General features: G+C 46.9%; 12 protein-coding genes. 5 read left to right on the top strand and 7 right to left on the bottom strand.

Annotation, left to right across the window (positions count from 1 at the left end; translation table 11 throughout):
• From ACUUJN_RS08320 to ACUUJN_RS08305, 4 genes are read left to right on the top strand one after another with little or no spacing between them, the layout of a single operon-like run.
• Complete coding sequence (locus ACUUJN_RS08320; RefSeq protein WP_013309575.1) at nucleotides 1–1,371, top strand: YheC/YheD family endospore coat-associated protein; 1,371 nt, start codon at nucleotides 1–3, stop codon at nucleotides 1,369–1,371.
• Nucleotides 1,368–2,477, top strand: a complete 1,110-nt coding sequence (locus tag ACUUJN_RS08315) for a YheC/YheD family endospore coat-associated protein (protein WP_023987900.1) — start codon at nucleotides 1,368–1,370, stop codon at nucleotides 2,475–2,477. Before ACUUJN_RS08320 ends, ACUUJN_RS08315 begins: the two co-directional genes overlap by 4 nt.
• 16 nt (nucleotides 2,478–2,493) lie before the next feature.
• Nucleotides 2,494–3,009 carry a GNAT family protein gene (locus ACUUJN_RS08310; protein ID WP_023987899.1) on the top strand — a complete coding sequence of 172 codons (516 nt, stop codon included), beginning with the start codon at nucleotides 2,494–2,496 and terminating at the stop codon, nucleotides 3,007–3,009.
• On the top strand, nucleotides 2,991–4,205 hold the full coding sequence (locus ACUUJN_RS08305; RefSeq protein WP_071558958.1) for a YheC/YheD family endospore coat-associated protein: 1,215 nt from the start codon (nucleotides 2,991–2,993) through the stop codon (nucleotides 4,203–4,205). Before ACUUJN_RS08310 ends, ACUUJN_RS08305 begins: the two co-directional genes overlap by 19 nt.
• A 103-nt stretch (nucleotides 4,206–4,308) precedes the next feature.
• Here the strand turns inward: ACUUJN_RS08305 and ACUUJN_RS08300 are convergent, their stop codons facing one another.
• The 3 genes from ACUUJN_RS08300 to ACUUJN_RS08290 all read right to left on the bottom strand — a co-directional run bounded on the left by ACUUJN_RS08300 (nucleotide 4,309) and on the right by ACUUJN_RS08290 (nucleotide 8,590).
• Nucleotides 4,309–5,010, bottom strand: coding sequence for an HAD family hydrolase (locus ACUUJN_RS08300; protein WP_081376892.1), 702 nt, complete (start codon nucleotides 5,008–5,010; stop codon nucleotides 4,309–4,311).
• Between the two features lie 84 nt (nucleotides 5,011–5,094).
• Nucleotides 5,095–5,757 carry a class I SAM-dependent methyltransferase gene (locus tag ACUUJN_RS08295; protein WP_023987896.1) on the bottom strand — a complete coding sequence of 221 codons (663 nt, stop codon included), beginning with the start codon at nucleotides 5,755–5,757 and terminating at the stop codon, nucleotides 5,095–5,097.
• Nucleotides 5,758–5,782: 25 nt separating this feature from the next.
• Entirely contained in the window at nucleotides 5,783–8,590 is a 2,808-nt protein-coding gene (locus tag ACUUJN_RS08290) for a bifunctional glycosyltransferase/class I SAM-dependent methyltransferase (protein ID WP_076294936.1), read from the bottom strand.
• Nucleotides 8,591–9,025: 435 nt separating this feature from the next.
• Between ACUUJN_RS08290 and ACUUJN_RS08285 the strand changes: the two genes are divergently transcribed.
• Entirely contained in the window at nucleotides 9,026–10,096 is a 1,071-nt protein-coding gene (locus ACUUJN_RS08285) for a glycosyltransferase family 2 protein (RefSeq protein WP_023987894.1), read from the top strand.
• Between the two features lie 250 nt (nucleotides 10,097–10,346).
• Here the strand turns inward: ACUUJN_RS08285 and ACUUJN_RS08280 are convergent, their stop codons facing one another.
• The 4 genes from ACUUJN_RS08280 to ACUUJN_RS08265 form a co-directional block, all read right to left on the bottom strand.
• Entirely contained in the window at nucleotides 10,347–10,916 is a 570-nt protein-coding gene (locus tag ACUUJN_RS08280; RefSeq protein ID WP_013309567.1) for a manganese catalase family protein, read from the bottom strand.
• Nucleotides 10,917–10,949: 33 nt separating this feature from the next.
• Nucleotides 10,950–11,399 (bottom strand): spore coat protein CotJB, encoded by a 450-nt coding sequence (locus ACUUJN_RS08275; RefSeq protein ID WP_023987893.1) that lies wholly within the window; start codon nucleotides 11,397–11,399, stop codon nucleotides 10,950–10,952.
• 1 nt (nucleotide 11,400) lies between these two features.
• Complete coding sequence (locus ACUUJN_RS08270; protein WP_025722540.1) at nucleotides 11,401–11,625, bottom strand: spore coat associated protein CotJA; 225 nt, start codon at nucleotides 11,623–11,625, stop codon at nucleotides 11,401–11,403.
• Nucleotides 11,626–11,865: 240 nt separating this feature from the next.
• Nucleotides 11,866–13,215, bottom strand: coding sequence for a hemolysin family protein (locus tag ACUUJN_RS08265; protein ID WP_484669498.1), 1,350 nt, complete (start codon nucleotides 13,213–13,215; stop codon nucleotides 11,866–11,868).
• Nucleotides 13,216–13,267: the final 52 nt, after the last annotated feature.

The following is a 13,267-nucleotide window of genomic DNA, read 5'->3' as shown; positions in this document are numbered from 1 at the left end:
ATGAGTTTAACGCATTGCAATGTGCATTTCTCACAGCAGCCCGACAAGGTGGCGTATATATCCACTGCCTTGTTGAAAAGCCTTAAATTATCCGGAGCCAAGTCCGTTCGTCTGCGGCTCGGTAAGGATCAGATCCCCGCTACAGTAAAACCAATTCAGAAGGCGGGACGCCATCTATACTTGACCTCCGGCTTACGTAACGCAATCCGTGTTCCCAAAAGCGGGTCCATCTATTTGCGAAATCTGGATGGTGATATACAGCTAGGGCCGTTGATTGGCGTGCTGTCTGACGGTACCACCTCCACCACTCGCCCTTTCGGATCACGCACAGGCTTTATTAAGCAACTGCTGAAGGAAGGTAGCAAAAAATCGTATATTTTTGCCTTCACCCCTCGGGATATCAACTGGCAAAATGATACGATTAACGGCTATTTTCTGTCATCCAGCGGGGAATTCACACGTAAACTTGTACCTTTGCCAGACGTGATCTATAATCGTTTGCCGAGCCGTCGCTCTGATTTTTCCCCGGCGATCAATCAACTACGCGAACGCTTTTCCCGCAAACGAATTCCCTTCTTTAACTGGAGCTTTTTCAATAAGTCCGATATCTATAATCTGCTGGAGAATAACCCAGATGTTAACCGCTATGTCCCTGAATCATACACGAATCCCAGCTCTGAACGTATCCGAAGTATGCTGGAGCGACATCAATTTGCTTATTACAAGCCAAGTGGAGGCAGTCTCGGTAAAGGAATCTACCGTCTGTCCCATGTTCCCAAGCAAGGATATTATGTGAGGTACCGTAAGAAAAATAGCAATGTATTGCTAAAATTCACCTCTTTTAACTCCATGCTCAGGATGCTTCACTCCAATCAGGGACAGATGCTAAAGGGTTATGTCATTCAACAGGGCATCCAGCTGATCGAGATTGACAATTGCCCGATTGATTTCCGGTTTCACATGCATAAAAATGGAAATAACCAGTGGGTCGTTGTCGGCATTGGAGCTAAAAAATCCGGACGTGGCAGTGTCACAACCCATATCAAAAATGGCGGCTCCCTTATGACACCTGAACAGGCGTTGAACCGGGTATTCGGAGACCGGGCGGGTGAAGTGCTTCAACGTGCCAAGAACGTAGCAGTTACGCTCGCTGAAGCCATTGAACACCACCACCAGCATCTACTGGGTGAAATCGGCTTTGATCTGGGCATTGATCAGGATGAAAAGGTATGGATGTTTGAAGCCAACTCCAAGCCAGGCCGATCCATTTTTCAGCATCCATCGTTGCGTGCGGAGGGTAAAGCATCCGTGGAGCATATTTTGGACCACTGTCTTTACCTCAGTAAATTCCGCAGAAAAGAGGAACTATGAATACCCGGGCGGAGCATAAGCCAGTCGTTGCTGTATTGACAGTGCACGACGAAGGGCAATTTTTCAAGGGTAATCAGCGCAATTTCAGGGATATTCTTGAAACGGGAACACGGATGGGATATCAGGTGTACATTGTTACCGTCAGGGACCTGAAACTGGCAGATGAGACGGTTAAGGGCTATGTCTTCAACAAGAGCTTACAGACGTGGGAGGAACAGAATTTCCCACCTCCACAGGTCATTTATAATCGCATCCCAAACCGTAATTATGAACTTAAAACCTCTGTGCGCACAAAGTTGGATGAAATTTCACATGCCTCAGGCATTGAACTGTACAATCCAGGCTTTTTTAACAAATGGGAACTGTTCAAGTGGTTGCGTACCTCGGAAACCACTCGTCAGCTTGTTCCGGCAACCAAACGGTTAAGCAACCTGTCTTCATTAGGAAAAATGCTGTCTGCGTATCCATACCTGTATCTCAAGCCGGAAAACGGTAAGGCCGGAAAAGGGATTATGATTCTTAAATTCCACCCAGACCATCTCATGGCTTACAGACTGACCATTCAGCATGACAAAAAAAGTGTAACCTACAAATCTGTATCGCTATCCCGGCTGTGGGGACGTATCCGCCGGGAAGCAGGCAACTCGCCTTATATCATTCAACAGGGTATCGATCTGGCAACCTATCAGAAAAAACCCTTCGACCTGCGTATCCTGGTACAAAAAAATATCCGTGGCTCCTGGAGTATAACCGGGGTCGGTGCCAGACTGGCGGGTAAAGGGAGCATCACCACACATGTCCCGCGTGGCGGGAGTGTAGAGGACCCGTTCAAGCTACTGTCCTCGCTGTTTGGGCCTGAGGACAGCACGGATCTACTGAGCAAAGTTAAAAGTACGGCCATACAGATTGCACGTCAAATTGAACGCGCATCCGGTCTTTCTCACGGCGAAATGTCCATGGATTTGGGCGTGGATACGCTCGGAACACTCTGGTTTTTTGAGGCCAATGCCAAACCGATGAAATTTGACGAGCCGGAAATCCGCCAAAAGTCGCTTAGACGCATATTCCAGTACAGCTCCTTTTTGGCCGGACGATTGAAATCATGATCAAGGAAGTGGAATCATGCCGCAAATTAGCGATGTTCAACATTTGCCTGCCCGGAGCTGGCTACTGAGACGACGACAGTTGCTGTTTTTGGCCCGCAGTTCAGGGGGCATGCGCATTACTCGTAATGCTCTGCGGCAGTTGGCAGTTTTAACGCCCGAGCTATTGAACACCCCTGGCTCCTCCCTCCTGTGCGCATATGTGCGCACGGAGAAGGGGCTGCGGATTGCGGGATTTTCCCTCGCTCTGAATTACGGGAAGGATGCTTGCATCGTAATTGTTCGTCCGCTTTACCGGGGCCGCAGACTGGGCGCTAGACTGCTGTCCGCCCAGCTCAAACAGCTGCGCCGTCTGACGTGCAGCGTAGCCGCCGACAATATGTCCAGTCTCAAAACCTGTTTCCGCGCTGGACTTGTTGCGCACGAAATGACAACTGGACCGACCGGGAAACCCACGCTGATATTTCACGGGGAGTTATCCCAAGATAAGCAGACGGCAGAGGAAGGTGGAATGCTGTGCCAAAACCTGTCCTAGGCATCATGACCTTGTATTTGAACAACAAGAAGCAATTGGAGGAGCGCGACATATATGAGCGCATGATTGCAGAAGGGAAAAGGCTGGGACTGGATATGTATGTATTCACTCCTGCAGATGTCCACAAGGATCGCAGGCTGCTCCTTGCCCAAATCTATGATCCACACAGCGGAAAATGGACCCGAAAATGGCGAGAGTTTCCAGATATGATTTTCGACCGTTGCCGGGTACAGCGCAGTGAGCGATATCGTCAGTTGAAGCAGTTCCGATTGCAATACACAGACCTTGTATATTTAAACCGACCGCTGAGTAACAAGTGGGTCATTCATCAGCAGCTTGCGAGGAGGTCTGCCTTTCGCGCCCATTTGCCTGCAACAGAGCTGTTCAGTGGATTTCATAGTGTAAAACGGATGCTTAAACAGAATTCACTAGTGTACCTCAAGCCGATTAACGGTACGGGAGGCCGCGGCATTTTACGTATTGAACCTGTTAACAAGCAAGGAGGCCTGTATCTGATTGAGGGCCGCAATCGCAAACGCCATATTATTCCCCAGCAGCGGGTACGTCTAGACCGTCTGGAGCCGCGTCTGAGCAGCTGGAACATGGATAACTACATTGTTCAGGAAGGCATTCCTGTGCAGTTGCCGAATGGCAGAGTCCATGATTACCGTATGCTGGTACAGAAAAATAGCCAAGGAGTATGGGAGCTAACCGGATGCGCCGGGCGAATCGGGGCACATCGGAGTGTCACTTCCAACCTGCATGGTGGAGGCAAGGCGGTACCGATGAGCCAATTGCTGACGCAATGGATTCGTGATGAAAGCCATAGAGAGAAAATCATCAAGCAAGGGGAAAAACTCGGACTGGACATCGCTGCATATCTGGAAGAAAGCTACGGGGCATTGTGCGAGCTTGCGCTCGATTTGGCAATTAATAAGGACGGTCATATATACGTGCTGGAAGTCAACCCGAAGCCAGCCCGTGAGGTCTTTTCACGTATTGGTGAAAAAGAAACCTATCGCCGTTCCATCGCCAAGCCCATGGAATATGCTTTGTGGGTCTACCACACACAAATTAATCCTAAGCCTCAGACGGACTACAAAGCAGAAGATAAAACAGAAGATAAAGCAGAAAATAAGACAGAGAATAAGACAGAGAATAAGACAGAGAATAAGACAAAGGAAGGCTCCACGTAAAGTGGCTGCCTTCCTTTCTTTTTTCGTCTGCCCGACAGTACCAGCATGTTTTAATTATATGGTGCGTCGAGCCTATTTATAACCAATTACCTGTGTTTCACAGTTACTCGGCGTTTTTATAAAGTGTAAGCAGTTGCGTAAAGTCTGTAATAATCGCATCGGACCCCTTCAACTCATCGTTCACACCAAATCCAGCATAAGCGCAACCGATCACCGTCTGTCCGTTCTTTTTGCCTGCTTCCACATCTGAGGAACGATCTCCTACCATCCATACGTTCGAAATATCGTGCTTGCTCAACAGAATTTCCAGCAAATTCACTTTGGAAAGCGTGCTGTACTCCCCAGCACTGTACAGTCCTTCAAAAATGGGAACCATTTCATACGCAGCAGCGATCCCCTTTACATAGTCCTCCAGCCCGTTACTGGCTACGAACAATCGAACACCTTGCTCACGAAGGGTCTGGAGTGTTTCTTTTACATGTGGATACAGGGCATGACTTCCGTTCTTCAATCCTTCCAGTTCCAGCTGAAGCAGCAGCTCGTCCGCTCTTCTATGGGCCGCTTCGCTGGCTTCCGGCATCACTCTTCTCCAGATTTCATCCAGCAGCATGCCCAAACTATTCAAAATAAGCTCCTCGGGAGGAGTCTCTCCTTCATAAAGCCCTTCGGCGCGCAGCGTATCAAACAGCTTGTGGTACGCAGGAAGCAATAGCGTCTCCGTCTGAAAAAGTGTACCGTCCATATCAAATACCATAGCCTCAGGTTTCTTCAACACAGGTGCATTGTTCATGTAGTTATCAGTCATTCCTTTCCTATGTAGGTTTACAACTCTAACCCCTCTCATGATAAGCAATAAGAGAGGTCCGTGTAAACCTCATTGCGCATACCGCTAACTCTTATATTTTTTTAAAACAGTCCTGAAACAATGCAAACCACCCCACATATCCGTGTGTAAAGCACCCCGTGGAAGCTTGAGATCCACACCATTCCAATACGAAAATCCCGCCTGCTCTATCCATTGCTCCATCGCTGACAGGTCCACTGTAGGGTAATCAAACGTCAGCAGAAGCATTCCGTCATCGCGTAAGGTCCGGTGAAATTCACGTAAGGCTGCCAAAGATTCATCAGGTGTTAAATGCTCCAGCACCGAAATACATACAATTTTGTCAAAACTGGCATCCTCATAGGGCAGAGCCGTCAGATTGGCATGTGCGGAGTGGAGCCGAACTGGCAAAATCTCCTGAATGCGCTCGGCAGCCTCCTCTCCGATATCCCGCCGCACCTCGGCCAAAATGGCATCCACGGAAATGATCCGAATATCCAGATCGCAGGCATAGACCTGAGCGCAACGGCGGGCCAACTCAAATTTGAATGGATGTGGGATTCCACATGCTGCGTCCAGCACTGTATCTTGCCCAGACATAAATTGAAGACACCACTCATACTCATAGGGGCGACTCCACCAGCTTTGGGGGAGTCTGTAAATCATGCTGGAGGAGTTGGGATCAGAATATACAAAAAAGCGAGACAGATACGGGTCAGACATGTTCATGGATGCTGCCTCCTTTTAGGGATGATTAAATTACTCTTGCGACACAGCACAGTTCATGACCCCGTTTCTCGCCTTGAAGTTTGGCTAACAATCCCATTTGCTCCGTAAAGGCAAGCTCACCGTACAAAGGATGGGCTTGCAGCAGGGCATCCAAACCAGAGGGAAGTTGGCGGGTGAACATAGCCACTGGGCGGAAGCCAGACTTTTCCAGTAAGAGCGCAAGCGTATGCTCAGAATAATGATACAAATGATCTTCCTCCGTAAATAAAGGCGAATAAACACCATAAGCCTCATTGGTGAACGAGTTTTTGTTGGGCACCGTAATATACAACGTCCCGTCAGGTTGAAGCTGTTCGCGTAAATCTGTCAAAAATGTAACAGGGTCCGCAATATGCTCCAGCACATGCCAGCATGCTACGGCCTCGTATTTGTGATCCAGTGATAAGTCAGTATCTTCTTCTGCTTCTTGTTCTTCATTCAATTCCTGTATTTCATGTGCTTCTTCGGTTTGAGTATCTTCTTCGGCTTCATCGCCCCAGTAACCCGGCAATAAATCCACGTCATATTTGTATTTGGCGTAAGCACGCGAGTCTATGGAAGGTTCAATGCCCACTGCATCCCAGCCGGCTTGAAGGGCAGCATGAATAAATTCTCCGGTACCTGATCCAATCTCAAGCAATTTTCCTTTACTGGTACTGAACATATCCAGCAGCATAAGTCCAAAAAGGGCATGATCTCCATAAGTTGAAGTTGCTGCACTATCCCGCATAGCAACCCATTCGGCATTATAAATTTTTGCAATCATATCCTCTGGCTGTATATGATCTACATCATTACGAAAAACCAATCCGCAGGAGCCGCATCCCATCAAGGTAAAGCGTTCATAGCTATGAAATACTGCCGTGTCAGATGAGCCACACAGTTTGCATTTACTATAAAGTAAGTCCTTTGTTTCACTTTTTATTTGTAGGTCGGAATTATTAATAACCTGGACACTCGCAATCTCAGCAACATCCATGGCGTTCACATCATCGGCAGCTTCATACTCTGGTGCAGTTTCTTTTTCTGCATTTATGTTGTCCTGATCTACCCAAAGCGTGAGTCGGGGGTTCGGGTCCAAAATAGATTCATATTGCTCTTTCCAGCCATAACGAGCACTTGGATCAAGCAACTGGTATCGCTGAAATTTGGCCATGCGAATAGCAGGTGTACACCATCCCCAATGCTGGATACGGTAGTTGCTGATTTCACTGGGTAGGTCAAGCACATTTTCGGGAAATCTCCCACAGTGCAAGGACTGCTCCTTCCATTTATAAGAAAACCCTTCCTTATATCGAATTAAAAAAGGACGGTAATACTGATGAGCCTGCCAATAATCATCATCGCGATAATGCGTGGAAGTCCACATATCAAACAACCTGAAACAAATCGTATCCGCTTTCGTTCCTGCTAACAACGAATGTACCCCTTGAGCAAAACGGGATTCGAACATTTCGTCAGCGTCCATGTTTAATATCCATTCGGGAGAGGATGCCAACGTCTCTCTCCACTGCTGTTTTCGCAGCTCTAATTCATTGGTAAAAGAAGCTGTTTCATTGCGTATTAAACGCAATGGGATTCCCTTCAGGATCTCGCGGCACAACTCTCCGCTATCATCCTGACTGCCATCATCAATAATGACCGCTTCATCAATATATTCCCGATGACTCCGCAGCACGTCAATGAGCTTGCGATCTGCCTCATTGTATACCGTCATGGTCAGCGTCAATTTGGGTTTGGAGACAGGCGGCGTATGAAGTTCACTTTGTCGTGGACCAGAGAATGTTTGTGGTACAGCAAAAGAATCTGCAGTGTACTTGGCAAAGACAGCTGACTCACGGAGATCATACGGTATAACAGGAGGTTCAGGGAACTTAGAGGGACTTGATGATGCAGAACGATTGAAGGCAGGAGAGTTAGTAGAAGTATCGGAGTGATCCAGATATGCTAAATGTTCTGAATGGTCCGTATGAACAGCACTCGTTGTAAAATACTTTAGGGTGAATAGTAGCTGCTCTGCCTTTATTCTATCCGCTTCCCGGTACAGATGCATCGCCGGATAGTGTGTATCTACAAAAAGTGGAAATCCAAATGCAGCTGCCCGAATACAGAAATGTCGATCTTCTCCCCAATAGGAAACGTTTTTGATTTTACCAAAGTGAATCCCTGCTTCCAGTGCACGTCTGCGGATTAGGGTGCAAGCGCCTAGACCACCCACCTCGTACAAACCAGGAACGTGCAATTGGTGTATGAAATGCAACTCGCGTTGCGCTCGCTCCTCTGCCGACAACACTTCGCCTTCTTCACGATGGAACAAATTATATTCATCACTAACCCACACCTGAGGCAATAGAGGCCCCTCCGGCTGCCAGCGTGTCCAGAAAATCTCAGATACAATATCCTTCTCCGCCTCTACCAGTTTACATAAGGTACGGGAATGGAGAATCAGGTCTGAATCGACCAAAAACAGCGCGTCATAATTATGCTGAAGTGCATAATCAATAAGACGATTTTTAAAATCAGCCACTTTCCAGACGAGGGCAGGCGGCCAATAATGAGTGTGCTCATCACTTCGGTTCTCCACTTGCTGTGAGCCTGTCAACAAGGGCAAAACCCTGCCTGGCAGTCGATTAGAAAAATCGGCAAGCCATTGGCTTGAAGTCGGATTGTCATTATCATCGACAAATAAATAATCGGGCAGCACGTCAGGTGCCTCCAGTCGCTCCAAAGCTTGAAGAAATAAAGACAATGTTTCCGGTTTCTGGTGCACCGGGCTACCGATTAGTATACGCATGATTCAACGCCTCCATCAGGTAGAAGCCTCATAAACCGTTCTCCCTCCATGTCCTAAGGCATACCATAATTGCGACCAAGCGATATGGGAGTGAGCGTGGTAGGAATGGACTTACACCTGGAAATATCAATAAAAACGACATCAATACAAAAATACAACCTTAACATCCAGTTAACTGCCTTTTTTCTGTTTTTCACCTGTTTTCCAACTACATTTAGCCATCAAATTTATTTCCTGGTCGCACTTGATAATATCGAATTTCGCACAATCTCCTCCCCCTTCATATCAGACTTTGATTTTCTAATTTATTAGAGCAAGTTTGAATTTATGATCATTACACATCCTCTAAATGCTCCATCGGAATTACTACATAATGAGCAAGCTATCCTACATAAAATGGAGATTATATCAAGTTTTTTGGGAGGGACAAAGAGCATGGTAACTGTCAGCTTATGTATGATTGTCAAAAATGAAGAAGAAGCACTTCATACCTGTCTGAAATCAGTCCATGACCTGGTAGATGAAATCATTATCGTTGATACTGGCTCTACCGACAGTACCCAAGAGGTAGCTGCATCGTTCAACGCTCGGATATACCCTTTTGAATGGTGTGATGATTTTTCCGCAGCCCGCAATTATGCGTTTGATCAGGCAACACAGGAATATCAATTTTGGCTGGATGCCGACGACATCCTAGAAGAGCAAGACCGACTGGCATTTCTCGACTGGAAAAAACAAGCCACCGTCTCGTATGACAGCATTACGATGGATTATGTGCTATCTGTAGATGAACAGGGGCAGCCGCTGCATAAGCTCAAAAGAAACCGAATGGTGCGACGTGATCGTAAATTCAGATGGATCGGATTTGTTCACGAATTCCTGAATGTGACAGGCAGTACCTTTCACAGTAATATGGCGGTGACTCATAAAAAGACACGTGCTTACACTGATCGTAATTTGCATATCTATCTCAAGCATCGGGAGCAAGGCACCGCATTTTCTGAACGAGATCACTACTACTTCGCTAATGAACTTTATGATAACGGACGCATACTAGAAGCCATCCAGCAGTACAAACACTATCTGGGTCTAGATCTCGGATGGATTGAAGATCGGATTGCTGCTTGCTTTAAGCTAGCGGATTGCTACGCTCACCAGGGTCAAAAACAGGAGCAGCGTATGGCTCTGCTTCGCACACTTAACCTTGATGTACCACGCGCACAGTTCTGCTGTGCCTTTGGCAATTTGTTCATTGAAGATGAGCAGTATACTCAAGCCATTTACTGGTTTCGTCAGGCGACGCTGATAGAGCCTCCACAAGATGTGATGGCCTTAACCAATTCCTCGTACTATACCTGGTTTCCACACTTGCAATTATGCCTGTGTTACGACCGAATCGGTGACATCGAAAAGGCAAAATCGCATCATCGCATCGCTCAGTTGCACCATCCTACCCATCCAAGCGTGTTATATAACGAGCAATATTTTGCACAACTGAAGCAATAGGGATGAGAAAGACGCGCCAGGGAAGGTCGTTTAATGTAGGCGGCCTTTTAGTCATCATGCCGATATGTGCTCGGCACGATACCCGGGCTGACAGCCTGCAATTTTTGGGGGCTTTTATTTTTGCCCCCTCTTATATACAAAATGCCCATTGCTACTCCTTGAGAACGACCATTTCATAGCTTAGATGACTTCAAAAGAAAAAAGTCTCCTGCAAGCTTAAGCTCACCAAGAGACCTTGTGTATCATTTTCTCAGAACACTTTCTTCCGATCTCTTTCCCCCTTCAAAATTTCCACAGACTCATGGAAACGGAGCGAATGGATTATTTCGCGTTCACGCAGAAACTTCAGACTATCCTGCAAATCCACATCATCTGTTAAATCAATCAGCCACTGATATGTAGCTCTCGCCTTTTCTTCTGCCGCAATATCCTCATACAAATCCGCAATTGGATCACCCTTGGCTTGAAAATAGGTCGCTGTAAAAGGAACTCCGCCTGCGCTCTGGTAATACAGCGCATGATCATGCGCCGCATAATATTCCCCCAGCCCGGCTGCCTTCATTTGCTCTACACTCGCATCCTTGGTCAGCTTGTAAATCATAGTCGCAATCATTTCGAGGTGCGCAAATTCTTCCGTACCTATATCATTAAGTACGCCGATAACCTTATCCGGAATCGTATACCGCTGATTCAGATACCGCAAAGCCGCCGCCAGCTCGCCATCCGCTCCACCATACTGCTCCATAAGCAGTTTGGCCATATGAGGATCACATTTGCTGACACGTACGGGATATTGCAGTTTTTTCTCATATACCCACATTCATGTTCCTCCTTTATAAAAGGTTGTACCTACCTAGACCTGCCACGGCCAAGGAGTTTGGTTCCATTCCCAAGGATACTTGGAATAGGCACGGCCAAAATTTTGTAAAGGCCCATATAAGATCTGGTACTCGTTAGCAATCGCCGTTCTTTCCTGCGTCAGCTTATTGAACTGTTCGATAGCCTGTAAATCATCCGGGTGTGTATTGAGATACAAATTCAGTTCCACCAATACAAAATCTACCGCCTGAAGCTTCTCCAACAGCGCATAAAACTGGGCATCACCCGGCTTGGTTTGGGGCGTGCAGCCTTGGGCTGGGTTTCCGGCTTGACTATAGTCCTGAGCTTGGCTCTGATACTGGTTCTGGTATGAATACGGATTTGAATAAGGGCTTTGATATGGATTCGGCTGTTGATATCCACTCTCATGCTGAATTTGCTGTTGGAATGGGTTTGGAGACTGACCCTGTTTTGGATTCTCCATTCTATTCGCCTCCCCCCTGGTTTCTCATAGGCTCATAAGGGCTGTAAAGTAAAGGCCATAGTGTCCCCTTCGTCAGCGCCTCATCTGGACTGAATTGCGGTAGACCAGGGGGCTGAAATTGTACAAATAAGTTTGGCGGAAGCACATAAGTCTTGCACAGGACGGGTGGACACGGATCGAACGGGCCGACAAACGGGGCATACTCACCTTGCTGTGGAAATTTCACGGGCCGGGACCTCCTTTGATTGATCCATCTGCTTTACTATTCAACATATGCCGCATCGCCCAAGTCTCGAACAAAAAATCACAGATAAAAATAATTGTTCAAAGAAAATAACCATAGAACTGTTTCTAATCAAAAAAGAGCCTTTAAAACCACGGTACGTGGATTTAAAAGCTCTTTCTTCAGCACTCTATAATAACTTACATACCTCAACTGATCTTACCTATCTCTGTGGATCAGGAATCAATCGGTAGAAAGCTCATCTTCAATCACAGGATCAGGCTTGCGGTGAATCTTCACTCTCATTATGCGAAGCCTTGTCGCTTCCTCCACCTCAAAGGTAAGGTTATAAAACTCAATTTTCTTCCCTTTCACCGGAATGCCTTCTAATTCCTTGAACAGCCATCCCCCGATGGAATCCACCTCGTCGTCTTCAATATTCACTCCAGTCAAATCATTGACATCCTCAATGAGCATACGGCCGTCCACAGAGATGAAGTTCTCCTTCATTTCCACGCTCGGGCGTTCATCCTCAAATTCATCATAGAGATCCCCGACGATTTCCTCCAAAATTTCCTCCGCTGTCAGCAGCCCGGCCGTTCCGCCGTACTCATCTACCACGAGAGTCATTTGGGAATGTTTTTTCTGCATAAGGCGTAGCACGTGACTCACTTCCATGGACTCCGGCACATTCAAAATAGGACGTACCACCGAAGCCAGATCCAGTTGCTCTCCCTGCTCAGCTAGCAGAAGATCCGTAATATGGACAAAACCGATAATCTGGTCTTTATCCTCAACCGCTACCGGGTAGCGGGAATGCTTGGTCTCGCTGATAATCTTGAGATTTTCCTTAAACGACAAATTCGTGTACAAACAATCCATATCTGTACGCGGCAGCATAATTTCGCGGGCAAGCAAGTCAGAAAAATCAAAAATATTATCCATCAGCTTAATTTCGTCCTTATCAATCACACCGCTTTTGGCGCTCTGATTCATCAATATACGAATCTCTTCCTCCGAATGAGCCGCTTCGGCTTCACTCGCCGGCTGAATACCGAATGCACGCAACAGTAAATTTGCCGCAGCATTCAATACCCAGATCACAGGCAGAAAGACCTTATAAAAAAGCAGCAAAGGCGCCGATAAAAACAACGCCACACCTTCGGTCTTCTGAATCGCTAAGGACTTTGGCGCCAGTTCCCCCAATACGATATGCAAAAAGGTAATTACGCAAAATCCGACGATAACGGATACCGTTGTAATCAGTGTACCGTCAGTTACACCGAGTTTGTGCATGAGTGGCTCTATCAGGTAGCCGGATATTGCTGGCTCTCCAATCCAGCCTAGGCCCAATGAAGCCAGCGTAATGCCCAATTGGGTGGCGGACAGATAAGCATCCAACTTTTGGTTCACCTTCAGCGCATAGCCTGCCAGGCGATGACCCTCGCTTTGGAGCTGCGTCAATCGGGATTGGCGCATTTTGACCAACGAAAATTCTGCGGCCACAAATACACCATTTAGAAAGACAAGCAGCAGTACCAAGAGGAGATTCACAGCTAGCAATCCCCAATGAAACTCGGTATGACCATCCAATACGAACTCCCCATTTCTATAGTTTGCATTTTGCATCTTTTGGTTTGCAAGC

This window comes from Paenibacillus sp. LRG-1, from assembly GCF_057220305.1.
This window is presented reverse-complemented; position numbering and strand designations above follow the sequence as displayed.